Consider the following 25,501-nt stretch of genomic DNA (forward strand, 5'->3'; position numbering starts at 1 on the left):
CAATGGCTTATGGAAAGAAACAAGACACTCGACCACATATTCAGTTTGCTTGGTTCGATGGCGCTCAGCGAGGCCATCGACGAGCTCGAGACATTCGGCGCTGCCCACCCGGAGCTTTCGTTGGATGCGCGCCTTCGCGAGATACGCAGCGACTACAGGCTGATGTTCGACTATTGGAGCAAGGGTTTCAAGGACGAACAGCTGGAGCTTGTATACCGCAACTTCATATATCGGATGTACAGGCTGACGGCCGACGTGGGCATGCGCTACGCCATAGCCCACTCTTCATACCTGACTGCAATAGACAACCGCGTCAGGTCGGCCGGCCGTGACTGGTCGCCGGCAGCCTTGCAGGCCGGGCTTGAAGGCTTTGTATCTGACGTGGCACTGCTCGAGCTCGAGCCTGCCCACGTGCGTGCGGAGAGGAAGCTGGGGCTGCACAGGGCCCACCGGCAGATGATGAACGACCTGTTTGATTACATCTGGACGTCGTCTCAGTGGACCGACAGCACCGCCGAGTCGATGGCTCAGCTGCTCCTGGCTCCCACGGTCGACACAATCGACCAGCAGCTCATTGTGTCGGCAGTGATGCTGGGCTGCATGAACATGTTTGACATAAACAAGTTCAGGGTGATGCTCACCGTCTACCGGCAGAGCTCCGACGAGCAGGTGCGCCAGCGGGCGCTGGTGGGCTGGGCCCTGTCTGCGGGTGTGGGGATGCACCATATATTCCCGGAAGAGCGCGAGATGGTGGGCGGCTTGCTGGCCGACGAGCATGTTTGCAAGGAGCTCGTAGAGCTGCAGATACAGCTGTTCTACTGCCTCAGCGCCGAGAACGACAACCGCAAAATACAGCAAGAGATAATGCCCGACCTGCTGAAGCACAACGGCTTGAGCATAACGCCAAACGGAATAGAAGAGAAAGAGGGCGACTCCATCGAAGACATAATCCACCCTGAGGAGGCCGAACGCAGGATGGAGAAGGTGGAAGAGAGCTTCCGGCGGATGCTCGACATGCAGAAGTCGGGCGCCGACATATATTTCGGCGGCTTCTCGCAGATGAAGCGTTTCCCGTTTTTCGACAGCATTGGCAACTGGTTTGTGCCGTTCTACCCCGAGCACCCGGCCATCAGCCAGGCCTACGGCACCCAGGCTGACACAAGGATGATAAGGAATATCGTAGACCACATGCCATTCTGCAACAGCGACAAGTATTCGTTTGTGATAGCCTTCAGGCAAGTGGTTGACCGGATTCCGCAAAACATCCGCGAGATGCTTGCCAACGGCAGCGTGGCGGGCATGGAGGCTGTGGCTGCCGAGGAGCAGGGCAAGCCCGAATACATACGCCGCCAGTATCTGCAAGACCTCTACCGCTTCTTCAGGCTTTACCCGTCGCGCAGCATGCTTTACAATCCTTTTGGCCATGATGCCGACGGCCATGTGTTCAACTATGTTTTTTTCGCAAACCCAATATTCTCTGCCACGCCGCTCGAGGCCTGCTACGGCGAGGTGGTGGGCTGCATGATGAAGCGCAGCATGTACCGCGAGGCGGCGTCAGTGCTGGCAAACTGCAGTGTGCCAGGGCGCGACTTCCTATATTACATGCACTGCGGCAGCCTGCGACTGCACCATCCGGCAGCATCGGGTGGCCTGGCCCTGCCGCAGGCGTCGGCATGCTTTGAGGAGGCATTGCGCCTGCGCCCCGACTCGGCCAAGGCTCTGAGTGGTTACGCACGCGCCAAGTTTTACGACGGAGAATATGCCGTGGCCGAATATGCCTATGCCCGTTTGTCGGCCATGCACCCCGAGCGCAAGAGCAGCGTGCTCAACATGGCGGTGTGCATGGTAAACCTCGGCAAGAGCGACGAGGCGCTGAAGCACCTGTATAAGCTCAACTATGAAAGTCCGGACGACGACAGGGTGAACCGCGTGATGGCGCGGGCGCTGGTGTGCGCAGGCCAGTATGACAAGGCCGAAAAGGCTTACCTGGCTCTGTGCGCCGGGCAGGAGGCGGAGCCCGAAGACCACCTCAACCACGGGCTTTGCCGGTGGCTTGCCGGCGACAAGGCCGGGGCGGCAGAGTGTTTCGTTGAATATGTCAGGGCGCACGGAGGCGACGCAGGAGTGGCCGGGTGCCGCTCGCTGTTCTATGCCGACGTGGCCGACAAAGAGCGGGAGCTGCTTGCCGGCAATGGCATCACGCCAACGGAGGTTCACCTGATGTGCGACCTTGTGTGCGACTTGGCTTTCCGAATAAGGTAAGTGAAGCTCAGCGGGATGCCCACACCCGCTATTGTGTAGAGAATCCAGAACAAGTCGTCTTGCGAATGCACGTGGATGACGGTGTGGCAGCCTATTTGCAGGAAGTCGAGGCCGTACCACCAAATCTTGACAATGCTCACCACCTTGAACGCAACGAGGTGGAAAACGAGTATCTGCAGGGTGTTGTCGCCGCAGAAGACGAGGAAACGCTTGAGCCTTCCCTCGCGTCTGTCGAGCCACAGGCTTATGTTGTATGTCATCAGGAAGCCGCAGATGGCCGGCAGGGGCAGCCGCAGGAAACGCTCAAAGTCGGCGTTCCACGCCATGCTCGACGGGGCATAGAGCGAAAACACAAGCGTGATGGCGGCAAAGGCAATCGTCGACCACCATGTGGCTTTGTATTTTTCATGCATTTGCCTGAATATGAATCCGCAGCCGAAGAAGAACGTTCCCATAATCTCGCGGTATCCGCCCTGTATCAGGTTGGTCACCCTGAGGCCCTCGCCCGTTTTCCATGCCCCTAAGGCCAGGGCCGCCAAGCAGACGGTCACGGGCACCACTGTGGTGCGCCATGCCTGTTTGCCCGCACCCGTGGCAGCCATGTCGAACAGCTTGAAGAGCACAAGGTAGAAGATGCTCGCCACGAACAGTCCGCGGAAAAACCAGAAAGCCCCGTTCAGAAACTGGTCGTAGCCGCCCATGGCCGTCACTATCGTCCACAGGTTTTGCTGCATCTGGTGCCATGAGTAGGGGTGGGTGACGCCTCCGCCCGGGTTGCCGTATTTCTCGTTGAGGATGCCAAGGTCGAACATCCAGTTGTGTATTATCAGGAAGAACACCGCCCACTTGACAAACGGCAGGTAGAGCCCCTTGATTCTTTTCTTTACGAACGTGGCTTCATCTGAAAGGTATTTCACCGAAAAGAAATAGCCCGCCGTGATGAAGAACAGCGGCATGTGGAATTCGTAGGCGAATGTGCAAAGGGCCGAAGGGCACTCGCTGTGGGTTATCACCATAAGTATTATGCCTATGGCTTTGCATATGGATATCACGGTGTTGCGCTTTCCCATTGTCGTTGGCTTGCGTTTGGCTTGCGCGGCTTCTCACCGTGGCAAGCGTTGTTTGGTTGTCTTGTCTTTATGTGTTAAGTGAGTTGTGCGGCCGCGCCGTGCGGCTGCTTTTGTGGCAAGGCCCGTATCGCCTTGCCAAACGGGCCGTATGGCTGTGCCAGACGGCCTGTTTGGCAGCGTGGTTCCGCCCGTTTTGCAATGCGCTGCGCGTCAGGCTGTTGCGGAGTCCCCGGATGCCGGCGCGGCCTGGGCGTGGAAGTGGGTCAGAGGAACGGCGTGAGCAGGTGGGCCAGCCATCCCACAAACTTCTTCCACGGCGTGCGGAACTCGTCCCAGTATTCGGGCGTAAGGTATATGCTTTGCTTCTTGTCGTTGTCAAACATGTCGTCGAGCTGCTTCGTGGTGGGCTTGTCCACTATAACGGCGTTTTCCTCGTAGTCCCAGCTCAGGCTCCTTGAGTTGAGGTTGGCGCTGCCAACCGTGCAGTAGCGGCCGTCGACCATTATCACCTTCGAGTGGTGGAAGCCGGGTTGGTAGAGCCATACGTCGGCCCCTTTCTTCATCAGCTTGTGCACGTTGTAGAACACGCAGTCGGGCGTGAGCGGTATGTCGCTGTGGGCCGAGACCAGTATCTCGACCTTTACCCCGCGCTTCAGGGCGTTCTTTATAGCCTTTTTCACCTTGCGGTTGAGCGTGAGGTAGGGGTTGATGAGCTTTATCGAGTCTTTCGCGCTGTTGAAGGCGTTGATGTAGAACGTGCGTATTATCTCGTTGGTGGTTCGCGGTTCGCGGTTGATGATGCCCACCTTCTTGTGGCCGGCAGTCAGCGTGGTGTCGGGTTTCAGCCCCGTTATCTCCACCGGTTGGTAGGCCCTGAAATACTTCTGGTCCCAGATGTCTTCGCCCGTCACCTTCTTCCACATCCTCACGAATATCATTTGCAGCTGGCTCACGGCCCCGCCTTCTATGCGGCAGTGCATGTCGCGCCATTCGCCCACCTGCTTCGTGCCCTTTATGTAGTAGTCGGCCACGTTCATGCCGCCGGTATAGGCCACATTGCCGTCGATGACTACAATCTTCCGGTGGTCGCGTGTGAACACGTGGTTTATCCACGGGAAGCGTATCGGGTCGAACTCGTAAATCTGTATGCCTTCCTCTCGGAGCTTTTCAATGTGCTTTTTCTTAAGCGGCCGGTTGTTGGAGTCGTTGCCGAAACCGTCGAACAGCGCCCTCACCTCGACCCCTTCCTTGGCCTTTTGCCGCAGTATGGTGAACAGTTCGGCGGCTATCGAGTCGTTGCGGAAGTTGAAGTACTCAAGGTGGATGCTGCTTTTGGCCTGCCTGATGGCTTTGAACATGTCGTCAAACTTCTCCTGCCCCGACATCAGCAGCACCACTTTGTTGTTGTCGGTGAACGTCACGCCCTCCTTCTCCAGCACACTGACAATGGTCGAGTCGCTGGTGGGCGTGGCTTCGTCTGCCGATGCAGTGGCCACCGACAGCATCAATGCAATGATAAGGTAGTTAAGTCTGGTCATTCGTAAGGTTTAGGTGTGGTCACACCATGCATGAGTAGTGGTCGACGACACCCAGCAGATGGTTGTCGCCATCGACCACGAGCACTGTGTGTATCTTGTACTTGTTCATGATGTCCTGTATTTCCGTTATCCTTGTTTGCGGGGAAACCGTCTTCGGTTGCCGCGTCATAATGTCGGCGACGGTGCGGTCGAAGAACTCGGCCTGCCATTTCTCCATTGCCCGTCGGATGTCGCCGTCGGTGATGAGCCCCACAATCCTGCCGTCGCACTCGGCCACCCCGAGGCCCAGCTTGCCTTTGCTGACAAGTATGATGGCCTCGCCCAGGTGCATCTCGGGCGTGATGATGGGCATGTCGGTGGTTCTCATCACGTCTTGCGCCGTGGTGAGCAGCCGCTTGCCCAGCTCGCCGCCGGGGTGGAACTGGGCGAAGTCCTTGGGCTGGAAGTTGCGCCGTTCCATCAGTGCCACGGCCAGGGCGTCGCCCATGGCCAGCGTGGCCGTGGTGCTGCTTGTGGGCGCGAGGTTTAGTGGGCATGCCTCCTTGCGCACGCTGACGTTGATGTGGTAGGTGGAGTATTTGGCAAGCAGCGAGCCGGGGTTGCCGCTCATGCCGATGATGGGCACCTTCATGTGCTGCAGCATGGGTATGAAGCGCAGCAGCTCGTCGGTCTGCCCCGAGTTGGATATGGCGAGCACCACGTCGTCGGGCGTCATCACGCCGAGGTCTCCGTGGTAAACGTCGAGCGGGTTGATGAAGAACGACGGTGTGCCGGTGCTCGATAGCGTGGCTGCAATCTTTGCCCCAATGTGTCCGCTCTTGCCCACGCCGGTGACAATCACCTTGCCGTGGCAGGCCAGTATCAGTTCGACAGAATGGTCGAAATTGTCGTCGAGTTGTGGTATCAGGTCGAGCAGGGCCTGGGCCTCGTCCTTGATGCACTGTGTGGCATAGTCTCTTACTGTCATGTCGTTAGCCGGTTTTTTGCTTCATTCTGTTATTTCCTTCACCAAGTCGGCGAGCTTCGCAAGTTCGAGCATGTTGGCCGCGTCGCTCAGTCCGCGGTCGGGGTCGGGATGAACCTCAAAGAACCATCCCGTGGCCCCGAACGCCTTGGCGGCCATGGCCATCTGAGGCACGAAGCGGCGGTCGCCCCCGGTCTTGCCCCCTGCGCCCCCGGGGCGTTGCACGCTGTGCGTGCAGTCCATGATGACCGTGGGCACAATGGCGAGCATGTCGGCAATGTTGCGGAAGTCTACCACAAGGTTGTTGTAGCCGAACATGTTGCCCCGCTCAGTGAGCCACACCTCGGTGGCCCCGGCGTCGAGCGCTTTCTCGACAGGGAAGCGCATGTCGGCGCCGCTCAGGAACTGGGCTTTCTTTATGTTCACCGTCCGCCCCGTCTTGGCGGCGGCCACGAGCAGGTCGGTCTGGCGGCAGAGGAAGGCCGGTATCTGCAGCACGTCGGCCACCTCGGCCACCGGCTGGGCCTGCCAGCTCTCGTGTATGTCGGTGAGTATGCGCAGCCCGTAGCGGCTCTTGATGTCGGCAAGCATCTGCATGCCACGCTCCAGTCCGGGGCCGCGGAATGAGCTCACCGACGTGCGGTTGGCCTTGTCGAACGATGCCTTGAATATTATGTCGGTGCCCAGCCGGCTGTTTATCCTTACCAGTTCGGCGGCCACCGTGTCGAGCAGTTCTGCCGACTCGATGACACAAGGGCCTGCTATTATGGTATGTTTCATGTAAATGTAATCCTAATGTTTATGCGTTGCAAAAGTACGAATAATCACGGTAATAAACGAAGAAAAACGATTAAATGACCTTACAGACGCTTAAAACTTGTGTTGTGTCGGCAGTTTTTGCCGTCGGTGGCGGTGCCGCAGTGGGCAGCGGGGGCGCCGTGGGGCGGGCCGGTTGGCTGAAAAGTCGTTTTTCCGGGCTCGCGTTGCCGTTTTCCGGGCTTTTATTCTTACTTTTGCGGTCAAAAAGATACTGTTGGATATGATACTTATAGCAGACAGCGGAAGCACAAAGACCGACTGGTGGCTTGCCGATGGCGGCCACGTGGTGAGGCGCGCGGCCTCGCAGGGCATAAACCCGTTCCATCAGGACGGGGGCGTGATATATGGCATTGTCGGCGGTGAGCTGCTGCCGCAACTGGGCGACGACGAGCCGCGGGCCGTGTTCTTCTATGGCAGCGGGTGCAGCCCTGAGATGGCCCCTGTGGTGGTTGAGGCCCTCGGCAGGGCTTTCCCGCATGCCGCGGCCATAGAGGCGCACGGCGACTTGCTCGGGGCGGCCAGGGCCGTATGCGGCCCGGAGCAGGGCATAGCCTGCATATTGGGCACGGGGTCGAACTCTTGCCTGTACGACGGCACGTCCATAAAGCTCAACACGCCGCCGCTGGGCTACATCCTCGGCGACGAGGGCAGCGGGGCGGTGCTGGGCCGCAATTTCGTCAACGCCATGTTCAAGGGCGGCCTGAGCGCAGGGCTGAGCGACAGCTTCATTGCCGAGAGCGGGCTGACCATGGCCGAGATAGTGCGCCGCGTATACCGCGAGCCCATGGCCAACAGGTTCCTGGCCTCGCTGTCGCCGTTTATCCACCGCCACATTGCAGACGCCTCGCTGCGCAGACTGGTCATCGACAACTTCCGCAGCTTCTTCCGTCGCAACGTGTCGGCATACGGCCGGGCCGACCTGCCTGTGGGTGTGGTAGGCAGCGTGGGGTATTATTATTCGGCAGAATTGTCTGAGGCGGCCGAGGCCGAGGGCTTCCGCCTTGGCCGGGTGGTGCGCAGTCCGATGGAGGGGCTTGTGGCCTATCACGCCAGCCAAGGTCGTTAGGCCTTAGGGGACATGGCTGTCGGCCATGCCTTGCCGCAGGCGGTTGGCGGTGGTGCGGCGTGCGCCTGGCCGGTGCCAGCCGAGGGTTTCTCGCTTGCTGTGGCCCAGGAGCGCAATGCGCTGGCAGCCAGGGATATGCGGCGGGTTCTGCTGGTTGTGTCCGTCGTTGCCGTTTGCCATTCCCAAGCGTCGTGCGCGGCACTTGCAGGCGTGCCGTGCGGCATTGTGGGCGGCGCCTCGTAGTGGCGTTTTTCCGCCCCCGGCCCCTGTCGCCGGCAACGCGTGGCGGCGGGGAGGGCAGCGGCTCTCATCGTCGCAAATACGCATGGCGGCCCTCGTACACGCGCGCACGTACGTTAAACTATCGCTTAGGTAAAAACATTTTTGCGGCGTTTAGCTTTTCTTTGCGATAAATTTACTACCTTTGCAAGCGCTAAAGGCGTACAAATTTGTAATATTATAGTTTTTTATGTATTTTACTTTATTTATTACCGTTATCTTGACGGCTGTCGTATTGGTTGTTGGCGCGTATGTCGTGGCCAAGCTGATAGGACCGCGTTCATACAATCCGGTAAAGGGTGAGCCGTTTGAGTGCGGTATCCCGACTCGGGGCACATCGTGGATTCCCGTGCATGTGGGTTACTACCTCTTCGCAATCCTGTTCTTGATGTTCGACATCGAGACGGTGTTCCTCTACCCTTGGGCAGTTGTCGTTAAGCAGTTTGGAGCGATGGCTCTTTGCAGCATCGGCTTCTTCATGCTGGTACTTGTATTTGGCTTGGCGTACGCCTGGCGGAAAGGAGCGTTGGAATGGAAGTAAGAAAGCCTGTAATCAAGAGCATCCCCTATGGGGAGTTCAAGGACAACGAGACCCTCGAGAAACTCACCGCCGAGCTCAACGAGGGCGGAGCCAACGTTATACTCGGGTCGCTCGACCAAGTGATCAACTGGGGGCGAAGCAACTCGCTCTGGTCGCTGACTTTCGCAACGAGCTGCTGCGGTATCGAGTTCATGGCTGTGGGCTGCGCCCGCTATGACTTCGCGCGCTTTGGCTTCGAGGTGACGCGTAACTCGCCGCGACAGGCCGACCTCATCATGTGCGCCGGAACGATAACCCACAAGATGGCACCCGTGTTCAAGCGCCTCTACGACGAGATGGCCGACCCGAAGTATGTGATAGCTGTGGGCGGATGCGCCATATCAGGCGGCCCGTTCAAGGACAGCTACCACGTGGTGAAGGGCATATCCGAGATTGTTCCCGTGGATGTTTACATCCCCGGTTGCCCGCCGCGCCCGGAGGCCATCATGTACGGCATGATGCAGTTGCAGCGCAAAGTCAAGATAGAGAAATTCTTCGGAGGCGTCAACCACAAGCAGACTGCCGAAGAGCGCCGAGAGGCCATGAAGCCCATCGTGGTGACCAATGTGCCGAAGGACTTCGACCCGAAGGCAGGCCAGACTGAATAATATAATAAGGTAAGAGAAGATATGAAACTGAATAACTTAGTATTCGACAAGAACAGCTTCGCCGCCGAAATGGCCAAGCTGAGGAATGACAAGCATTTTGACTACCTTGTTACTATCGTCGGCGAAGACTTCGGCGAGGAGGGCCTCGGGTGTATATACATTCTTGAGAACACCGATACTAACGAGCGCCTGTCTGTGAAGGAGATGGCCGAGCGCATTGGTGACGACTATGTCATCCCCACAGTGTGCCACCTCTGGAAGTCTGCCGACCTACTCGAGCGCGAGGTGTTCGATTTCTTCGGCATCAAGTTCCTCGGACACCCCGACATGCGCCGCCTCTACCTGCGCAGCGATTTTGTGGGCTATCCGTTCCGCAAGGACTATGACATGAGCCCGGAGAACAACAGATATACGCTCGACGACGACATAGAGCCCGACTTTACGTACGAGTATTCGCTCGACGCCGACGGCAACCTGCAGGCTAAGCAGCACAAGCTGTTCACCGACGACGACTTCGTTGTGAACATTGGCCCGCAGCACCCCTCTACCCACGGCGTGCTCAGGTTGCAGACCGTGCTCGACGGCGAGATTGTAAAGAAGATATACCCGCACTTCGGATACATTCACCGCGGTGTGGAGAAGATGTGCGAAAAGTACACTTACCCGCAGACTCTGGCCCTGACCGACCGCCTCGACTACCTCAGCGCCATGATGAACCGCCACGCCCTGTGCGGCGTAATCGAGGAAGCCATGGGGATAGAGCTGTCTGACCGCATCCAGTACATACGTACCATAATGGACGAGCTGCAGCGACTCGACAGCCATTTGCTGTATATAGGGTGCTGCGCACAGGACCTCGGGGCGCTCACGGCGTTCCTTTATTCTATGCGCGACCGCGAGCACGTGCTCAACGCAATGGAGGAAACCACCGGCGGAAGGCTCATACAGAACTACTACAGGATAGGAGGCTTGCAGGACGACATAGACCCCAACTTCGTCAGCAACGTGAAGGCGCTGTGCCAGTACATCAAGCCAATGTTCCAGGAGTACATGGATGTGTTCGGTGACAATGTCATCATGCAGAACCGATTCAGGGAAGTGGGCCCGCTGTCGAAGGCCGACGCCATAAGCTACGGTGTATCGGGAGCCTCAGGACGCGCCTCCGACTGGCACAACGACGTGCGCAAGAACCATCCCTATGCCATGTATGGCAAGGTTGACTTCGACGAGGTGACCAACGGCATGTGCGACTCCATGGGCCGATACCTCATCCGTATCGAGGAGATGAAACAGAGTGTGCGCATCATCGAGCAGCTTATCGACAACATACCTGCAGGAGACTTCTACATAAAGCAGAAGCCGATAATCAAGGTTCCCGAGGGACAGTGGTTCTTCTCATGCGAAGGTAGTCGCGGAGAAATAGGCGTATACCTTGACTCGAAGGGCGACAAGTCGCCTTACAGGCTCAAGTTCAAGCCAATGGGACTCAACCTCGTGGCTGCCATGGACGAGATGCTGCGCGGACAGAAGGTGGCCGACCTTATCACCACCGGTGCCGCACTCGACTTCGTGATACCCGACATCGACAGATGACGGCATGTTCTTTATTCATAATTAAAATTCACGATTAAACGAAATGTTTGATTTTAGCATAGTTACAACGTGGTTCGACAGCCTCCTGCGCCAAACTCTTGGCTTGGGAGATTTCTGGTCGATACTTATCGAGTGCATACTGGTGGGCGTGCTCATCCTTGCTGGATACGCCATGCTGGCTATCGTCTTGATTTTCATGGAGCGCAAGGTGTGTGCTTACTTCCAGTGCCGCCTGGGCCCGATGCGAGTGGGCCCGTGGGGCATCTTCCAGGTGTTTGCCGACGTGCTGAAGATGCTCATCAAGGAGATTTTCGCCGTCGACAAGGCCGACAAGCTGCTTTATTGCGTGGCGCCTTTCCTCGTCATCATTGCCTCTGTGGGCACTTTCTCATTCCTGCCTTGGAACAAGGGGGCCGAGATTCTTGACTTCAACGTGGGCATCTTCCTGCTTACTGCCGTGTCGAGCATCGGCGTCATCGGTATATTCATGGCCGGATGGGGCAGTAACAACAAGTATGGCGTGGTTTCGGCCATGCGTGGTGCCGTGCAGCTCATATCTTATGAAATGTCGCTCGGGCTCTGTCTCGTAACGGCAGTTATACTCACCGGCACCATGCAGGTGTCCGGAATAGTGGAGGCCCAGACCGGTCCGTGGAACTGGCTCATATTCCAAGGCCATGTTCCGGCCATCATTGCGTTCCTCGTTTTCCTCGTCGCAGGCAACGCAGAGGCCAACCGCGGCCCGTTTGACCTTGCCGAGGCCGAGAGCGAGCTCACCGCCGGTTACCACACGGAATACAGCGGTATGGGATTCGGCTTCTATTACCTGGCCGAGTATCTCAACCTGTTTGTCATTGCAGGCATAGCAACCACAGTGTTCCTTGGTGGCTGGGCGCCGGTCAACATAGGCATCGAGGCTTTCGACGCAGTGATGGATTACATACCCGGCATCGTATGGTTCTTGGGCAAGACCTTCGCCATTGTGTGGCTGTTGATGTGGATTCGCTGGACATACCCACGCCTCCGCATCGACCAGATACTGAAGCTCGAGTGGAAGTATCTCATGCCGCTGTGTCTGCTCAACCTGGTTCTCATGACAATAATCGTTGCCTTTGGGTGGCACTTCTAAACAAGTAAGTAAAAATGGAAGCAAACAATAAATCATATTTCGGCGAGATAGGGGATGCCCTGAAGTCGCTCGCAACCGGGTTGAAAGTCACTCTCAAGGAGTACTTCACCAAGAAGAGCACAGAGCAGTACCCTGAGAATCGCAAGACAACGCTACATGTGGCTCAGCGTCACCGCGGCCGCTTGGTTATGAAGCGTGATGAGAATGGTGTGGTGAAGTGCGTTGCCTGCACTCTGTGCGAGAAGGCATGCCCCAATGGCACCATAAAGATAGCATCGGAGATGGTGACGACCGAAGAGGGCAAGAAGAAGCGCCGGCTGGTCGATTACCAGTATGACTTGGGTGACTGCATGTTCTGTCAGCTTTGCGTCAATGCGTGCAGCTTCGACGCAATAGAGTTTACGAATGATTTCGAGAACAGTGTGTTCGACCGCGACAAGCTGGTGCTCCACCTTGACAAGGAGCATTACGAGAGCTCGCTGCCAAACATCCTCGATGGCGGTGCACCGCTGACAATCGGAAAGTTTAACACTGCAACAAAGTAAAGGAGGACTTAATAAGAAATGGCAAATTTAGTAATGTTTTGCATACTGGCAGTGGTCATCCTTGGTTCTGCCGTGTTGTGCGTGATGACAAAGAGAATCATGCGGGCTGCTACGTTCCTGCTGTTTGTCCTCCTCGGCGTGGCCGGGCTTTACTTCCTGCTTGACTACACATTCTTGGGTGCTGCCCAGATAAGCATATATGCAGGAGGTATAACGATGATGTATATCTTCGCGATACAGCTTGTGAGCAAGCGCACGCTCCAGGGCCTTGTAGAGCACCTGAAGGGCAGCCGCGTATTGTTTGGCGGCATCGTGACAGTTGTCGGCTTGCTGACCGTCGCCCTGGTGTTGCTCAAGAATCAGTTCATTTACCGTGCGTGCAGCGTGGCCGACGCTGAAGTCCCGATGGAGACCATCGGTACGGCCCTGCTTGGCAGTGAGAAGTATCAGTATGTGCTTCCGTTTGAATTCATCTCAGTGTTCCTGCTGGCATGTATCATCGGCGGCATCGTTGTAGCGAGAAAAGAAAAGGAGAAATAATGATGGTACCAGTTGAAGCTTATTTTGTGCTCAGTGCACTGTTGTTCTTTATCGGCGTGTTCGGTTTCATCACCCGCCGCAACCTGATAGCCATGCTCATCTCCGTTGAGCTTGTGCTCAATGCTGTCGACATCAACTTTGCAGCGTTCAACCGCCTGCTGTTCCCCGAGGGCCTTGAGGGCTTCTTCATGACCCTGTTCTCCATTGGAGTGAGTGCAGCAGAGAGCGCCGTGGCCATAGCCATTATCATCAATGTCTACCGCAACTTCCACAGCGATCAGGTGAATAGTATTGAAAACATGAAATTTTAAAGTGTGTTATGGATTATAGTTATGTATTTCTGATACTCCTTCTGCCGGCTTTGTCGTTCCTCGTGCTTGGCTTGGCCGGCATGAAGATGTCGCACAAGGTCGCAGGACTGATAGGCACATGCTCGCTCGCTGTGGTGACGGTGCTGTGCTATTACACTGCCATAAAGTATTTTCTGATTGACGGGAGGGATGCCACCGGCCTTTTCCCCACCGTTACGGCGTTTGATTTTGTATGGATCAAGTTCTCGGAATTGCTGACGTTCACCATTGGCTTCCGCCTTACGCCGATATCGGTGATGATGCTCATAGTCATCTCCACGGTCAGTTTCATGGTTCATATCTATTCGTTCGGATACATGCATGGCGAGAAGGGCTTCCAGCGTTATTACGCTTTCCTGTCGCTTTTCACCATGTCGATGCTTGGCCTTGTCGTTGCCACGAACATATTCCAGATGTACCTGTTCTGGGAGTTGGTGGGTGTAAGCTCTTATCTGCTCATCGGCTTCTATTACCCGTTGCACTCTGCGGTGGCCGCTTCGAAGAAAGCATTCATCGTGACACGCTTCGCCGACCTGTTCTTCTTGATAGGTATACTCTTCTACAGCTTCTACGTAGGCACATTCAGCTATGACCTCACGGCAATGCCCGAGCTTCATCAGAATGTAGCCGGCGTGGCTTGGGTGATGCCGATGGCTTTGTTCCTCATGTTCATCGGTGGTGCCGGCAAGTCTGCAATGTTCCCGTTGCACATCTGGCTGCCCGACGCCATGGAGGGCCCGACGCCTGTTTCGGCCCTGATCCATGCCGCAACGATGGTTGTTGCCGGTGTGTATCTCGTTGCAAGCCTGTTCCCGCTGTTTGTTGAGTTCGCCCCTGAGGCCCTCCACTGGATAGCTTACATAGCCGCCTTCACGGCCTTCTATGCAGCAGCCGTGGCATGTTGCCAGAGCGACATCAAGCGCGTGCTGGCATTCTCTACGATATCCCAGATAGGCTTCATGCTCGTTGCCCTTGGCGTATGCCTGCCCGGTGAGACCAGTGGTGTAGACAATACGGTAGAGTATGCCGATGTCAACGGTCTCGGTTACATGGCCGGCATGTACCACCTGTTCACCCATGCCATGTTCAAGGCCTGCCTGTTCCTCGGTGCCGGATGCATCATCCACGCCGTCCATTCGAATGAAAAGATGTACATGGGAGGCCTGCGCAAGTACATGCCCATCACCCATGTCACCTTCCTGATATCGTGCCTTGCAATAGCCGGCATACCGTTCTTCTCAGGTTTCTGCTCCAAGGACGAGATACTCGTGGCGTGCTACAACTTCAGCCCCGTGATGGGAGTCATCATGAGCGCGATAGCCACCATGACCGCCTTCTACATGTTCCGCCTCTACTATGTCATCTTCTGGGGCAAGAGCTACTATGAGACCCACAAGGCAGAAGGTGCCCACCAGCCCCACGAGGCGCCCCTCACCATGACCGTGCCCCTGATAGTGCTGTCAGCCATTACGATGCTTGTAGGCATCTTCGGCACACTCCATGTGTTTGAGTTCGGCGAGTTTGTGTCTGCCAACGGCATCGGTTTCGGCACACACATCAACTGGGCCATAGCAGGCACGAGCACCGTGCTCGCCATACTCGGCATCTGCCTTGCCACCTATATGTACAAGGGCGAGGAGACACCGGTTGCCGACATGCTTGCCCGCCGTTTCCCGAAACTGCACCAGGCAGCATACAGGCGCTTCTACCTCGACGAGGTTTGGATGTTTGTCACCCACAAGATAATCTTCCGTTGCATATCCACCCCGATAGCATGGTTTGACCGTCACGTTATCGACGGCACCTTCAACTTCATGGCTTGGGGCGCAAATGCAGCCGGCGAGACTATCCGTCCGTGGCAGAGCGGCGACGTACGCCAGTATGCCGTGTGGTTCATCACCGGTACAGTCGCTTTAACATTAGTATTACTTTGCATATAATGACAGATATAAAATGAGTATATTAAGTCTATTCGTAGTAATCCCCGTGCTTATATTGCTGGGCTTGTGGATAGCCCGCAACCTCAACCAAGTGCGTGGCGTGATGGTGGCCGGCTCTTCATGCTTGCTGGCTCTGTCGGTCTGGCTTACCGTAGCCTTCATCCAGGCTCGCCAATCGGGAAACACAGACCCCATGCTGTTCACATACAGTGTTGCATGGTTCAAGCCCCTCAACATAGCCTATGCAGTGGGAGTTGACGGCATTTCTGTCGTGATGCTGCTGCTTTCGAGCATAATTGTATTCACAGGAACATTCGCGTCGTGGCAGTTGAAGCCCCTTACTAAGGAGTATTTCCTTTGGTTCACGCTTCTGTCAACAGGTGTGTTCGGCTTCTTCATCTGCATAGACATGTTCACCATGTTCATGTTCTACGAGGTAGCCCTCATCCCGATGTACCTTCTCATCGGCGTATGGGGCAGCGGCAACAAGGAGTATGCCGCCATGAAGCTTACGCTGATGCTCATGGGAGGTTCGGCCCTGCTCATTCTCGGTATCCTCGGAATATACTTCTTCAACGGTGCTACCACTATGAACGTGATGGAGATTGCCGCCAACAACCACATACCTGCCGACATACAGAACGTGTTCTTCCCGTTCATATTCATCGGTTTCGGTGTGCTTGGCGCCCTGTTCCCGTTCCACACGTGGAGCCCCGACGGCCATGCCTCGGCACCTACAGCAGTGTCGATGCTCCATGCCGGCGTGCTCATGAAGCTCGGAGGCTACGGTTGCTTCCGCGTGGCCATGTTCCTCCTGCCCAGCGCAGCCCAGGAACTGTCGTGGATATTCCTCATCCTGACCACCATATCCGTGGTTTACGGAGCATTCTCGGCCTGCGTGCAGACCGACCTCAAGTACATCAACGCCTATTCGTCGGTGTCTCACTGCGGCCTGGTGCTCTTCGCCCTGCTCATGATGACCAAGACGGCATGTACCGGTGCCATACTCCAGATGCTCTCGCACGGTTTGATGACAGCATTGTTCTTCGCCCTCATCGGCATGATTTACGGCCGCACCCACACGCGCGACGTGCGCAAGCTCGGCGGACTGATGAAGATAATGCCTTTCCTCAGCGTAGGTTACGTCATAGCCGGTCTTGCCAACCTCGGCTTGCCGGGCTTCTCGGGCTTCGTTGCCGAGATGACCATCTTCGTGGGTTCGTTTGAAAACGGCGACACCTTCCACCGTGCAGCCACCATCATAGCATGTACTTCGATTGTAATAACGGCTGTCTACATCCTGCGTGTGGTCGGAAAGATACTCTATCAGAAAGTGGCCGACCCCCACTACCTCGAGCTCACTGACGCCACATGGGATGAGCGCGTGGCCGTTTGCTGCCTCATCTTCTGCGTAGCCGGCCTAGGCCTTGCCCCGCTGTGGGTAAGCAATGTCATCGGCGATGCCGTCGGCCCAATTCTCAACGTAATAAACTTCTAACAAAACCAGTAGGGAAAAATGGATTACAGTCAGTTTTTTAATATGATTCCGGAGGCCACGCTTGTGGCAATCCTGATAATTGTCTTTCTTGCCGACCTCATAATGAAGGGCGAGAAGAAGGTTTCCTCGTTGGCCCTGCTGATGAACGTGCTGCTCGTGGTGCAGACGGCAGTATGCCTGACGGCCGAGCCGTCGTCGGCATTTGGCGGCCTTTACGTCACCGGCGACGCAGTCAACGTGATGAAAGTGATACTCACCGCCGGCACTCTCATTGTATGCATCATGGCCCAGCCTTGGCTCGGCCGTGCCGACGTGAGCAACAAGGCTGGCGAGTTCTATGCCTTGGTGGCCTCAACGTTGCTCGGTATGTACATGATGATGTCGTCGGGACACTTCCTCATGTTCTTCCTCGGCCTCGAGATGGCTTCAGTGCCGATGGCATGCCTTGTGGCTTTCGACAAGTTCCGCCAGAATTCGGCCGAGGGTGCTGCCAAGTTTGTGCTCACCGCCACTTTCTCGAGCGGCGTCATGCTCTACGGCATATCGTTCATTTACGCCGCCGCAGGCACGCTCTATTTTGACGATGTGGCTGCCGTCATCGGCAACACACCGCTTGCCATCATGGGCTTGGTGTTCTTCTTCAGCGGCCTTGGGTTCAAGATATCGCTCGTTCCGTTCCACTTCTGGACGGCCGACACCTATCAGGGCGCACCCACACCGGTGACGGGCTACCTCAGCGTAGTGTCGAAGGGAGCCGCCGCATTTGCCCTCATGGCCATACTCATGAAGGTGTTTGCGCCTATGATTGAGTACTGGGAATACCTGCTTTACATCGTCATAGTGCTCAGCATCACCATAGCCAACCTTTTTGCCATACGCCAGACAGAGCTCAAGCGATTTATGGCTTTCAGCTCCATCTCGCAGGCAGGCTACATCATGCTGGCCGTCATTGGCGGCTCGGCCATGGGAGTGGCTGCCCTGTCATACTACGTGCTTGTGTATGTTGTGGCCAACATGGCTGTCTTCACGGTAATCAACGTTGTAGAGACACGCGGCAACGGCACTACGAAGATGAACTGCTACGACGGTTTCTACCAGACCAACCCGAAGTTGGCCCTGCTCATGACGCTGGCCCTCTTCTCGCTGGCCGGAATACCTCCGTTTGCAGGTATGTTCAGCAAGTTCTTCGTGTTCATGGCAGCAGCCCAGCAAGGTTCGTTCTGGGCATACCTCGTGGTGTTTGTGGCATTGATCAACACCGTGGTCAGCCTTTACTACTACCTGCTCATCGTCAAGGCCATGTATATCAAGAACACCGACACGCCGCTGCCAACATTCAGCAGCGACTGCAACACCAAGCTGGCCCTTACGCTCTGCACGGCAGGCATTGTGGCCTTCGGTGTGTTCAGCTGCGTTTACGACTGGATTGCGGGTGCCGTTCTCTGAAACGTCACGCCCGTTGCAATATGGAAAGCCGGACATGTCATTGTCCGGCTTTTCTTATTTTGCAGACCGTTGTGCACATAGCGTGCCATCGGTATGGGCGGTCTTCAACTGCACATTGCATTTATGATGAAACGCCCTGAGCTGTAGGCAGATGGCCGCCGTATGGCGCCACGGTCAGAAACGGCCCGTTCCATGCTGCCGTTTGGCCCGTTTTACCATGCCGTATGGGCCGTTTTGAAATTCAGTCTTGGCCGTTTTGCAAAACGGCGGGCACGTTCTCACACCTGATGCAGGTTGACTACTTGAGGCGTGGCGCCACGATGTAACGCATTTTCGCATGATGGCGGTATATTGTAGCAGACAGTTGGCACCACTCATCCGGCCGTCATGGCGTCGGCACCAAGCCATTTGCAGCCATTTCGGCCGTCGGTCGGTTTCTCGGCTTGCGGTCGCAGATTCCGCTCCTTCAGCAATTGCACGCCGCCGACATATAACCATCAAACACCATACATACAATTGGGCAACACAGGTTTATTCAGGCTTTACCCGTTGGTGCCGCTGTGCGTTAGCCTTGCAGCAGGCATACTTGCAGGGCGGAGCATGGCTACAATGGTCGGAATGACCGTTTGGGCCGCGGCATTCGGCGTTGCCTTCACAGCCGCATTGTTGCTCGGGGGGCGTCCAAAGGCCCAGACTGCTGCCATCCTGTTGTCGGTGTTGCTGTTGGGATGTGCCATGTCGACCTTGGCCGAGCGCCGTCAGAGTGTGAGCCTGCCACAAGGCGAGACAGCCTTCGAGGCCATTGTGGCCGATGAGCCCGTAGAGCGCGGCCGCACGCTGCGCTTCGACGCCATAGCATGCTCGGGGCCTTTGAAGGGACATTGGGTGCGCTTGACACTGCTCAAAGACACGGTAGAGCGCAGGTATGCCACCCTTGGTGTGGGCGACGGCATGTTGGTGCGGTCGCGTTTGGTACCTCCGGCCAATTATCGAGAGTCGAATTTCGATTATGCAACCTACCTTCAGAGCCGCGGCATAGTGGCCACAGCTTTTGTCTACTACCGCAATTGGCGCAAGGCCGCGCCCCGCCTGTCGGCCCTGACCGTTGTTCAACGCGCCCGCATCTCAGCCATGCGCCTTCGCCACTGGCTGCTTGGGCGCTACCGCAGCCTTGGTCTTGAAGGCCAAGACTTTGCCGTGGTGGCCGCAATGACGCTTGGCGACAAGTCGGCGCTCTCAGGTTCGATGCGCGAGGCTTACTCGCTTGCCGGCGCATCTCACATACTTGCGCTTTCCGGCATGCACCTCGGCGTCATCTATTTGCTCCTGTCGATGCTATTGTCAGGCCGTCGCCGTCGCCTGCTTGGCGAAAGCCTGTTGCTCATGGCCATCTGGTCCTACGTCTTTATTGTCGGCATGCCATCGTCGGTGGTGCGGTCGGCCCTCATGATATCAGTCTACGGGCTTGTAGGCCTGACAGGCCGCAGCCGCATGTCGGTCAATGCGCTTGCCTTCGCCGCAGTGGTATTGCTCGTTGCCAACCCCCTTGCGCTTTTCGAAATAGGCTTCCAACTCTCTTTCGCGGCCGTGGCTTTCATACTTGTTTTCCAGTCGTCCGTGGGCTCGATAGCCTCCGTCCGCTTTCTCCAGCGCCATCGCCTGTTGCGCTGGGCATGGCAGCTTTCGGTCATGTCGCTGCTGGCCCAGATAGGCACAGCCCCGCTCGTTGCGTTCTATTTCGGTCGCCTGCCAGTTTGCTCGCTGCTCACCGGCCTTGTTGTCATACCTGCCGCCACGGCCATAATCTATCTGGCGGTGTCTCTGTTTGCCGTGGGTTTTGTGCCTGTGCTGCAGCAGGCCGTGGCCACAGTGCTTGCCTTTGTGGCCACGTGGCTCAATGCTTTTTTGCTTGCCATGGCGTCGCAGCCGTGGGCATCGGTCGGTTTGCCGCGGCTTAGCCCTTTGCAGGTGGTGCTGCTCTACGTCGTTGCCGTATGCGTCTGCCGCCTGCTGGCCATTTGCGGCCGGCGCATGGAGTCGGCAAGAGAGTGGGGGGCGTGAGATGCTTCTGCCCACAGTGGCTGTAGGCAACAGTCAGGAAACTACCGCCGGACGGGGCCCCGGTAGCTGCGTGCCGGCCCCATGGCTTGTCTGTATGCGCCATTTTACGGTCATTTTACCGTTCTTTAAAACTCCTGTAATAGTTTTGTAATAAATAATACCGACCTTTGTGGCTGATAAACGGCGGGCACATGACAGATGGTTTAGCCAAAAGCCATCGGCAGTCCCGCGCTTAATTGGAGTAACAACCCACGCAACCGTATGAAACATTTACTGGCCATTTTGGCATTGTTTGCAGGCATGGATGCCGCAGCACAGTTCAAGCCCGAAATCAACGGAACGATTCGCGGCAAGTACGAATACCAGACCGAGGAAGGCGAGGGCCGCTTCCAGGTGCGCAATGCCCGCTTCAGCCTGTCGGGAAAGGTGGTTGACGCCGTGTCGTACAAGGCCGAAATAGACCTCTCCGACGAGGGCAGCATAAAGATGCTCGACGCATACACGCGCATCAGTCCGTGGCGCACGCTCAATTTCACCATCGGTCAGATGCGCGTGCCCTTTACCATCGACGCCCACCGTTCGCCCCACCAGCAGTATTTTGCCAACCGTTCGTTCATAGCCAAGCAGGTGGGCAACGTGCGTGACGTGGGCGCCACTCTCGGCTATACGTTCAACGTGGGATTCCCGATAATACTCGAAGCCGGCATGTTCAATGGCTCGGGGCTCACCGACCAGAAGGATTTCTGGACCAACAACATAAACTATTCGGCCAAGGCACAGCTCTTCTTCCCGAAAGGTTTCAACCTCACGCTGAGTGTGCAGAAGATAAAGCCCGAGGCGGTAAACATAATGATGTATGACGCCGGCGCCTACTACCATGGCAACGGATGGCATGTGGAGGCCGAATACCTGTACAAGCACTACGCCGACAATGCCTACGGGGCTGTTCATTCCTTCGACGGCTTTGTCAACTACGACATAAAGGTGGGCGGAAAGAAGCCGCTGGTAAAGAAGGTGTCGCCCTTGGCGCGCTTTGATTACATGAGCGACCACAGCGACGGTACGGCCGACGCAGAGACGGGGCTGCTCAATACCACCGACTACCGGCGCTCGCGCATAACGGGCGGTGTGACCCTGAGCCTTGGCACACCGTTTGTTTCAGACATCCGTCTCAACTACGAGAAGTATTTCTATCGCGAAGGTGCGGTTGCCAAGCCGTCGGAGCGCGACAAGATAGTGATTGAGTTCATGACCAGATTCTGACATACGGTTGTATTTTTTAGGGTATCAAAATAAATCCCGCCATGCCTCCGCGCATAACTGCGCTGAAAGCATGGCGGGATGTTGTCTGCCTGTGTCTATGCCAATCTGGGGCCCTGCCGCAGACTGCGTGGCGTCGGCCACCATACGGCCGTAATGCCTCGGTATGTCTGTACCTGTGTCCATGTCGTGCCACACGAGCGCTTCAGCACTCATGCCGTCAGCCTGTTGGCCGCTTTGCCTTGCCTCCGGCTGCAACGCTTCCGGCTAAGCCGATAGCCAACCATGCCGGCAATGTTGCGGAATAGGTTGTTGGCCTGGCGGACGGACAGGGCTTAACCTATGCCGAGCTCATCGCGAAGGAACCTCGGGGTGAACCCCTTGTCGCTCATGGCAACCTCTTCGGGAGTGCCGGTCGACAGCACGTAGCCGCCGTTTCGCCCTCCCTCGGGCCCCATGTCGATTATGTAGTCGGCCATCTTGATGACATCGAGGTTGTGCTCGATTATTATTACCGTGTTGCCTCGGTCTACCAGTTTCTCAATGACGTCCATCAGTATCCTGATATCCTCGAAATGAAGCCCTGTGGTGGGCTCGTCGAGAATGTAGAGCGTCTTTCCCGTGTCGCGTTTGCTCAGTTCCGTGGCCAGTTTTACGCGCTGGCTCTCGCCTCCCGAGAGCGTTGTCGACGGTTGTCCGAGCTTAATGTATCCAAGTCCCACGTCTTGTATGGTCTTTATCTTTCGCAGAATGTCGGGCACATTCTCAAAGAAGTCCACCGCCTGGTTGATGGTCATGTCGAGCACGTCGGCAATGCTCTTGCCCTTGTATCTCACTTCCAGCGTCTCCCTGTTGTAGCGCTTGCCGTGGCACACCTCGCATGGCACCATCACGTCGGGCAGGAAGTTCATCTCAATCGTCTTGTATCCGTTGCCGCCGCAGGCCTCGCAGCGCCCTCCCTTGACGTTGAACGAGAAGCGTCCGGGCTTGTAGCCCCTTATCTTTGCTTCCGGCAGGTTGACAAACAGCGCCCGTATGTCGCTGAACACACCCGTATAGGTGGCCGGGTTCGACCTCGGTGTGCGGCCAAGCGGGCTCTGGTCTACGTTGACCACCTTGTCTATGAAGTCCATTCCCTCTATCGAGCCATATTCCATCGGCTGTTTCACCGAGCGGTAGAAGTGTTGGCTCAGTATGGGGTGGAGCGTTTCGTTGATCAATGTAGATTTGCCCGAGCCGCTGACCCCGGTTACCACGATGAGCGTTCCGAGCGGAAACTCCACGTCGACGCCTTTCAGGTTGTTGCCTTTTGCACCTTTCAGCCACAGGCTCTTGCCGTTGCCCTTGCGCCGTTGCTTGGGTATCTCTATCTTGAGCTCGCCGTTTAGGTACATGCTTGTCATGGTGTGCTTGGCGAGCATGTCGCTTGGCGTTCCCTGGAACACCACCTCGCCGCCGTTGCGCCCGGCCTTCGGGCCAATGTCAACGATGTAGTCGGCATTGAGCATCATGTCTTTGTCGTGCTCAACCACAATGACCGTGTTGCCTATGTCGCGCAGTTCTTTCAGCGATCGTATGAGCCGCTCGTTGTCGCGCTGGTGCAGGCCTATGCTGGGCTCGTCGAGTATATACAGCACATTGACGAGTTGCGAGCCTATTTGCGTGGCAAGCCTGATGCGCTGGCTCTCTCCTCCCGACAGCGTGGCCGACTGCCTGTTGAGCGAAAGGTAGTCGAGCCCCACCTCGAGCAGGAAGTCTATGCGCGTGCGAATCTCCTTCAGAATCTCTTCCGCTATCTGTTTCTGTTGCTCGTCGAGATGGCTTTCGGCCTCGTCGAGCCATTCGCGCAACTCTGCTATGTCCATCATCGACAGCTCGGCGATGTTCTTGTTCCATATCTTATACGACAGAGACTCGCGCTTGAGGCGCTGTCCGTGGCACTCGGGACACTCGCACACGGCCATGAACTGGTCGGCCCACTTCTGGCCGCTGGCCGAGTCGTCATCTTCGAACACGCTCCGCAGGTATTTCACCACCCCGTCGAAAGCCACGAAATAGTCGCTCGACGTGTGCACAAGTTCCTTGTCTATCCTCACGTTCTCAATCGAGCCGTTGAGTATTTCGTTGAGCGCGTCGTCGGGAATGCTGTCAACCGGCGTCTTGATGTCGCAGTCGTATTTGTGCAGTATGGAGTCTATCTGCCAGAAAATCATCTGGTTCTTGTATTTGCCCAGTGGCACGATGGCTCCCTTGTAGATGCTCTGCGAGCGGTCGGGTATTACTTTGCTAATGTCAATCTCGTTGATATAGCCCAGCCCTTTGCATCTCGGGCACGCCCCTTGCGGCGAGTTGAACGAGAAGTTGTTGGGTGCCGGGTCGCTGTAAGATATGCCGGTGGTGGGGCACATCAGCCTTTTGGAGAAGTATTTTGCCGTATGCGTGTCGTTGTCGAGCACCATGATGAGTCCTTCGCCCTGCTTCATGGCTATCGAAACGCTCTTTTTCAGCCGCTCGTCGTCTTTGGGCTGCACCATCAGCTTGTCTATTACGACTTCTATGTCGTGGTTTTTGTAACGGTCAACCTTCATCCCCCGCGTTATCTCCTTGACCTCGCCGTCTACGCGTATGTTGAGATAGCCCTTTCGTCTCATGCTCTCGAACAGTTCGCGGTAGTGGCCCTTGCGGCTGCGGACCACCGGGGCGAGTATCATGATTTTCTTTCCGGCATAGTCGTCCATGATCATCTGGAGCACTTTCTCCTCAGTATACTTCACCATCTCTTCGCCGGTGGCATAGCTGTAAGCCTTGCCTGCCCGGGCAAAGAGCAGTCGCATGAAGTCGTAAATCTCAGTCGTGGTGCCCACGGTAGAGCGGGGATTCTTGTTGGTTGTCTTCTGTTCGATGCTTATCACGGGGCTCAGTCCGGTGATTTTGTCAACGTCCGGCCGCTCCAGTCCGCCGAGGAAGTTGCGTGCGTATGCCGAGAATGTCTCGATATACCGTCTCTGGCCCTCGGCGTAAATGGTGTCGAAGGCCAGCGACGACTTTCCCGAGCCCGACAGTCCGGTCACCACGGTCAGGCTGTTGCGCGGTATTTCCACGTTGATATCCTTCAGGTTGTGAACCCGGGCGCCCCATACGTTGATGCGCTCGTCTTCACGCAGAGTGTCGTAATTTTGCGTGTCGTTCATCTCTGTGTGCCTCCTTCCGTATAGTCGCGCATCAGGTTGACGTCTCGCCTAATGTTGTATTCGGTGCCGTCGGCTCCTTTGGCCTTCACGAGCACGAAGTATACGCCGGCGCTCACCGCCTTTCCGTTGAACGTGCCGTCCCATCCCTCATCGATGTTTGTCCAGTCGAAGAGCTTCTGCCCCCACCTGTTGAAGATGTATGCGTGGAACTCCACTATGCTCTTGTGGGTGTCTTTTGCCTTGTATACGTCGTTGATGCCGTCGCCGTTGGGCGAGAATGCGTTTGGCATTTCCAGTATGCTGGTGCTTATGCTCACCCTTATTGTCGAGATGAGTTCGGCCTCCGTCGTGTCGTTGTAGGCCACGTAGAGCGACACGCTTATCGAGCCCGATTCGCGAAACTCGTAAGTTGTCTCTTCCTCATACCTTACAATGAACGGGTCTGTGCTTCCCTCGCGGGTGAAGCGCCACTCGTATGTGGGTGTGGCATCGCCGAGGTCGGTCGGGTTTGCCCTGAAGGTAACGGTGAGAGGTGCCTGTGCGTCGTTGATCACATCGGTCGCCTCCATGTCCACTCCGTCAACAGTGTAATAAGCCGTAGGGGTGAATGCCGCCCTTGCTGATATCGACAGCAAAGCAAGCAAGCACATCATTAATATTGGTTTGATTCTCATCTTACGTAAAATATAATGTGCAAAATTAGCGATTAATGTTGATTTATCCGCGCTTTTTTGGTAATTTTGTAGGCGATTATTGAAAATA

20 protein-coding genes are annotated in these 25,501 nt (G+C 56.2%); 14 read left to right on the plus strand and 6 right to left on the minus strand.

Annotation, left to right across the window (positions count from 1 at the left end):
• Positions 1 to 9 precede the first annotated feature (9 nt).
• Positions 10 to 2,262: a tetratricopeptide repeat protein gene (locus H6B30_RS05720; protein ID WP_205108790.1), complete on the plus strand. Its 2,253-nt coding sequence runs from the start codon at positions 10 to 12 to the stop codon at positions 2,260 to 2,262.
• On the opposite strand, the gene H6B30_RS05725 is transcribed toward H6B30_RS05720, so the two are convergent.
• From H6B30_RS05725 to kdsA, 4 genes are all read right to left on the minus strand, one after another.
• Positions 2,214 to 3,332 (minus strand): acyltransferase family protein, encoded by a 1,119-nt coding sequence (locus H6B30_RS05725; RefSeq protein ID WP_205108792.1) that lies wholly within the window; start codon positions 3,330 to 3,332, stop codon positions 2,214 to 2,216. The two genes, H6B30_RS05720 and H6B30_RS05725, sit on opposite strands and share 49 nt — an antisense overlap.
• Positions 3,333 to 3,595: 263 nt before the next feature.
• Complete coding sequence (gene cls, locus H6B30_RS05730; RefSeq protein ID WP_239483640.1) at positions 3,596 to 4,837, minus strand: cardiolipin synthase; 1,242 nt, start codon at positions 4,835 to 4,837, stop codon at positions 3,596 to 3,598.
• Between the two features lie 52 nt (positions 4,838 to 4,889).
• Positions 4,890 to 5,837: a KpsF/GutQ family sugar-phosphate isomerase gene (locus tag H6B30_RS05735; RefSeq protein ID WP_205108795.1), complete on the minus strand. Its 948-nt coding sequence runs from the start codon at positions 5,835 to 5,837 to the stop codon at positions 4,890 to 4,892.
• A 21-nt stretch (positions 5,838 to 5,858) separates the two neighbouring features.
• The gene (gene kdsA / locus H6B30_RS05740) at positions 5,859 to 6,614 is read right to left on the minus strand and encodes a 3-deoxy-8-phosphooctulonate synthase (RefSeq protein WP_205108797.1); all 756 of its coding nucleotides are present in this window, start codon (positions 6,612 to 6,614) and stop codon (positions 5,859 to 5,861) included.
• Between the two features lie 259 nt (positions 6,615 to 6,873).
• Here kdsA and H6B30_RS05745 point away from each other — a divergent pair, with 259 nt between their 5' ends.
• From H6B30_RS05745 to H6B30_RS05805, 13 genes are all read left to right on the plus strand, one after another.
• The gene (locus H6B30_RS05745) at positions 6,874 to 7,719 is read left to right on the plus strand and encodes an ATPase (protein ID WP_205108799.1); all 846 of its coding nucleotides are present in this window, start codon (positions 6,874 to 6,876) and stop codon (positions 7,717 to 7,719) included.
• 469 nt (positions 7,720 to 8,188) lie between these two features.
• Positions 8,189 to 8,539, plus strand: a complete 351-nt coding sequence (locus tag H6B30_RS05750) for an NADH-quinone oxidoreductase subunit A (RefSeq protein ID WP_205108801.1) — start codon at positions 8,189 to 8,191, stop codon at positions 8,537 to 8,539.
• Positions 8,530 to 9,186: an NADH-quinone oxidoreductase subunit B gene (locus H6B30_RS05755; protein ID WP_205108803.1), complete on the plus strand. Its 657-nt coding sequence runs from the start codon at positions 8,530 to 8,532 to the stop codon at positions 9,184 to 9,186. The genes H6B30_RS05750 and H6B30_RS05755 overlap by 10 nt, the downstream gene beginning before the upstream one ends.
• 21 nt (positions 9,187 to 9,207) lie before the next feature.
• Positions 9,208 to 10,779 carry an NADH-quinone oxidoreductase subunit D-related protein gene (locus tag H6B30_RS05760; RefSeq protein WP_205108805.1) on the plus strand — a complete coding sequence of 524 codons (1,572 nt, stop codon included), beginning with the start codon at positions 9,208 to 9,210 and terminating at the stop codon, positions 10,777 to 10,779.
• Between the two features lie 43 nt (positions 10,780 to 10,822).
• Positions 10,823 to 11,908 carry an NADH-quinone oxidoreductase subunit NuoH gene (nuoH, locus tag H6B30_RS05765; RefSeq protein ID WP_205108807.1) on the plus strand — a complete coding sequence of 362 codons (1,086 nt, stop codon included), beginning with the start codon at positions 10,823 to 10,825 and terminating at the stop codon, positions 11,906 to 11,908.
• A gap of 14 nt (positions 11,909 to 11,922) precedes the next feature.
• A complete protein-coding gene (locus tag H6B30_RS05770) occupies positions 11,923 to 12,453 on the plus strand; it encodes a NuoI/complex I 23 kDa subunit family protein (RefSeq protein WP_205108809.1) in 531 nt (176 codons plus the stop codon).
• Positions 12,454 to 12,471: 18 nt separating this feature from the next.
• Positions 12,472 to 12,993, plus strand: coding sequence for an NADH-quinone oxidoreductase subunit J family protein (locus H6B30_RS05775; protein ID WP_205108810.1), 522 nt, complete (start codon positions 12,472 to 12,474; stop codon positions 12,991 to 12,993).
• A gap of 2 nt (positions 12,994 to 12,995) precedes the next feature.
• A complete protein-coding gene (gene nuoK, locus H6B30_RS05780; protein ID WP_205108878.1) occupies positions 12,996 to 13,304 on the plus strand; it encodes an NADH-quinone oxidoreductase subunit NuoK in 309 nt (102 codons plus the stop codon).
• A gap of 8 nt (positions 13,305 to 13,312) precedes the next feature.
• Positions 13,313 to 15,283: an NADH-quinone oxidoreductase subunit L gene (gene nuoL / locus H6B30_RS05785; RefSeq protein ID WP_205108812.1), complete on the plus strand. Its 1,971-nt coding sequence runs from the start codon at positions 13,313 to 13,315 to the stop codon at positions 15,281 to 15,283.
• A gap of 13 nt (positions 15,284 to 15,296) precedes the next feature.
• Positions 15,297 to 16,781 (plus strand): complex I subunit 4 family protein, encoded by a 1,485-nt coding sequence (locus H6B30_RS05790; RefSeq protein ID WP_205108814.1) that lies wholly within the window; start codon positions 15,297 to 15,299, stop codon positions 16,779 to 16,781.
• 18 nt (positions 16,782 to 16,799) lie between these two features.
• Positions 16,800 to 18,227, plus strand: a complete 1,428-nt coding sequence (locus H6B30_RS05795) for an NADH-quinone oxidoreductase subunit N (RefSeq protein ID WP_205108816.1) — start codon at positions 16,800 to 16,802, stop codon at positions 18,225 to 18,227.
• A 600-nt stretch (positions 18,228 to 18,827) separates the two neighbouring features.
• Positions 18,828 to 20,288 carry a ComEC/Rec2 family competence protein gene (locus H6B30_RS05800; protein WP_205108818.1) on the plus strand — a complete coding sequence of 487 codons (1,461 nt, stop codon included), beginning with the start codon at positions 18,828 to 18,830 and terminating at the stop codon, positions 20,286 to 20,288.
• 261 nt (positions 20,289 to 20,549) lie between these two features.
• A complete protein-coding gene (locus H6B30_RS05805) occupies positions 20,550 to 21,551 on the plus strand; it encodes a porin (RefSeq protein ID WP_205108819.1) in 1,002 nt (333 codons plus the stop codon).
• Between the two features lie 332 nt (positions 21,552 to 21,883).
• On the opposite strand, the gene uvrA is transcribed toward H6B30_RS05805, so the two are convergent.
• Both uvrA and H6B30_RS05815 read right to left on the minus strand, forming a co-directional pair.
• Positions 21,884 to 24,739, minus strand: a complete 2,856-nt coding sequence (gene uvrA, locus H6B30_RS05810) for an excinuclease ABC subunit UvrA (protein ID WP_205108821.1) — start codon at positions 24,737 to 24,739, stop codon at positions 21,884 to 21,886.
• Positions 24,736 to 25,413, minus strand: coding sequence for a T9SS type B sorting domain-containing protein (locus H6B30_RS05815; RefSeq protein WP_205108823.1), 678 nt, complete (start codon positions 25,411 to 25,413; stop codon positions 24,736 to 24,738). Before H6B30_RS05815 ends, uvrA begins: the two co-directional genes overlap by 4 nt.
• Positions 25,414 to 25,501 lie beyond the last annotated feature (88 nt).

The sequence above is a fragment of the Marseilla massiliensis genome (assembly GCF_016899955.1).
In the GTDB taxonomy this organism is placed as follows: domain Bacteria; phylum Bacteroidota; class Bacteroidia; order Bacteroidales; family Bacteroidaceae; genus Prevotella; species Prevotella intestinigallinarum.

What these genes read in the sequence shown, in the direction of transcription:
- H6B30_RS05720 (WP_205108790.1), top strand. Translation starts at nt 10, where the DNA reads ATGGAAAGAAACAAGACACTCGACCACATATTCAGTTTGCTTGGTTCG.
- H6B30_RS05725 (WP_205108792.1), bottom strand. Translation starts at nt 3,332, where the DNA reads ATGGGAAAGCGCAACACCGTGATATCCATATGCAAAGCCATAGGCATA.
- cls (WP_239483640.1), bottom strand. Translation starts at nt 4,837, where the DNA reads ATGCTGTCGGTGGCCACTGCATCGGCAGACGAAGCCACGCCCACCAGC.
- H6B30_RS05735 (WP_205108795.1), bottom strand. Translation starts at nt 5,837, where the DNA reads ATGACAGTAAGAGACTATGCCACACAGTGCATCAAGGACGAGGCCCAG.
- kdsA (WP_205108797.1), bottom strand. Translation starts at nt 6,614, where the DNA reads ATGAAACATACCATAATAGCAGGCCCTTGTGTCATCGAGTCGGCAGAA.
- H6B30_RS05745 (WP_205108799.1), top strand. Translation starts at nt 6,874, where the DNA reads ATGATACTTATAGCAGACAGCGGAAGCACAAAGACCGACTGGTGGCTT.
- H6B30_RS05750 (WP_205108801.1), top strand. Translation starts at nt 8,189, where the DNA reads ATGTATTTTACTTTATTTATTACCGTTATCTTGACGGCTGTCGTATTG.
- H6B30_RS05755 (WP_205108803.1), top strand. Translation starts at nt 8,530, where the DNA reads ATGGAAGTAAGAAAGCCTGTAATCAAGAGCATCCCCTATGGGGAGTTC.
- H6B30_RS05760 (WP_205108805.1), top strand. Translation starts at nt 9,208, where the DNA reads ATGAAACTGAATAACTTAGTATTCGACAAGAACAGCTTCGCCGCCGAA.
- nuoH (WP_205108807.1), top strand. Translation starts at nt 10,823, where the DNA reads ATGTTTGATTTTAGCATAGTTACAACGTGGTTCGACAGCCTCCTGCGC.
- H6B30_RS05770 (WP_205108809.1), top strand. Translation starts at nt 11,923, where the DNA reads ATGGAAGCAAACAATAAATCATATTTCGGCGAGATAGGGGATGCCCTG.
- H6B30_RS05775 (WP_205108810.1), top strand. Translation starts at nt 12,472, where the DNA reads ATGGCAAATTTAGTAATGTTTTGCATACTGGCAGTGGTCATCCTTGGT.
- nuoK (WP_205108878.1), top strand. Translation starts at nt 12,996, where the DNA reads ATGGTACCAGTTGAAGCTTATTTTGTGCTCAGTGCACTGTTGTTCTTT.
- nuoL (WP_205108812.1), top strand. Translation starts at nt 13,313, where the DNA reads ATGGATTATAGTTATGTATTTCTGATACTCCTTCTGCCGGCTTTGTCG.
- H6B30_RS05790 (WP_205108814.1), top strand. Translation starts at nt 15,297, where the DNA reads ATGAGTATATTAAGTCTATTCGTAGTAATCCCCGTGCTTATATTGCTG.
- H6B30_RS05795 (WP_205108816.1), top strand. Translation starts at nt 16,800, where the DNA reads ATGGATTACAGTCAGTTTTTTAATATGATTCCGGAGGCCACGCTTGTG.
- H6B30_RS05800 (WP_205108818.1), top strand. Translation starts at nt 18,828, where the DNA reads ATGGCTACAATGGTCGGAATGACCGTTTGGGCCGCGGCATTCGGCGTT.
- H6B30_RS05805 (WP_205108819.1), top strand. Translation starts at nt 20,550, where the DNA reads ATGAAACATTTACTGGCCATTTTGGCATTGTTTGCAGGCATGGATGCC.
- uvrA (WP_205108821.1), bottom strand. Translation starts at nt 24,739, where the DNA reads ATGAACGACACGCAAAATTACGACACTCTGCGTGAAGACGAGCGCATC.
- H6B30_RS05815 (WP_205108823.1), bottom strand. Translation starts at nt 25,413, where the DNA reads ATGAGAATCAAACCAATATTAATGATGTGCTTGCTTGCTTTGCTGTCG.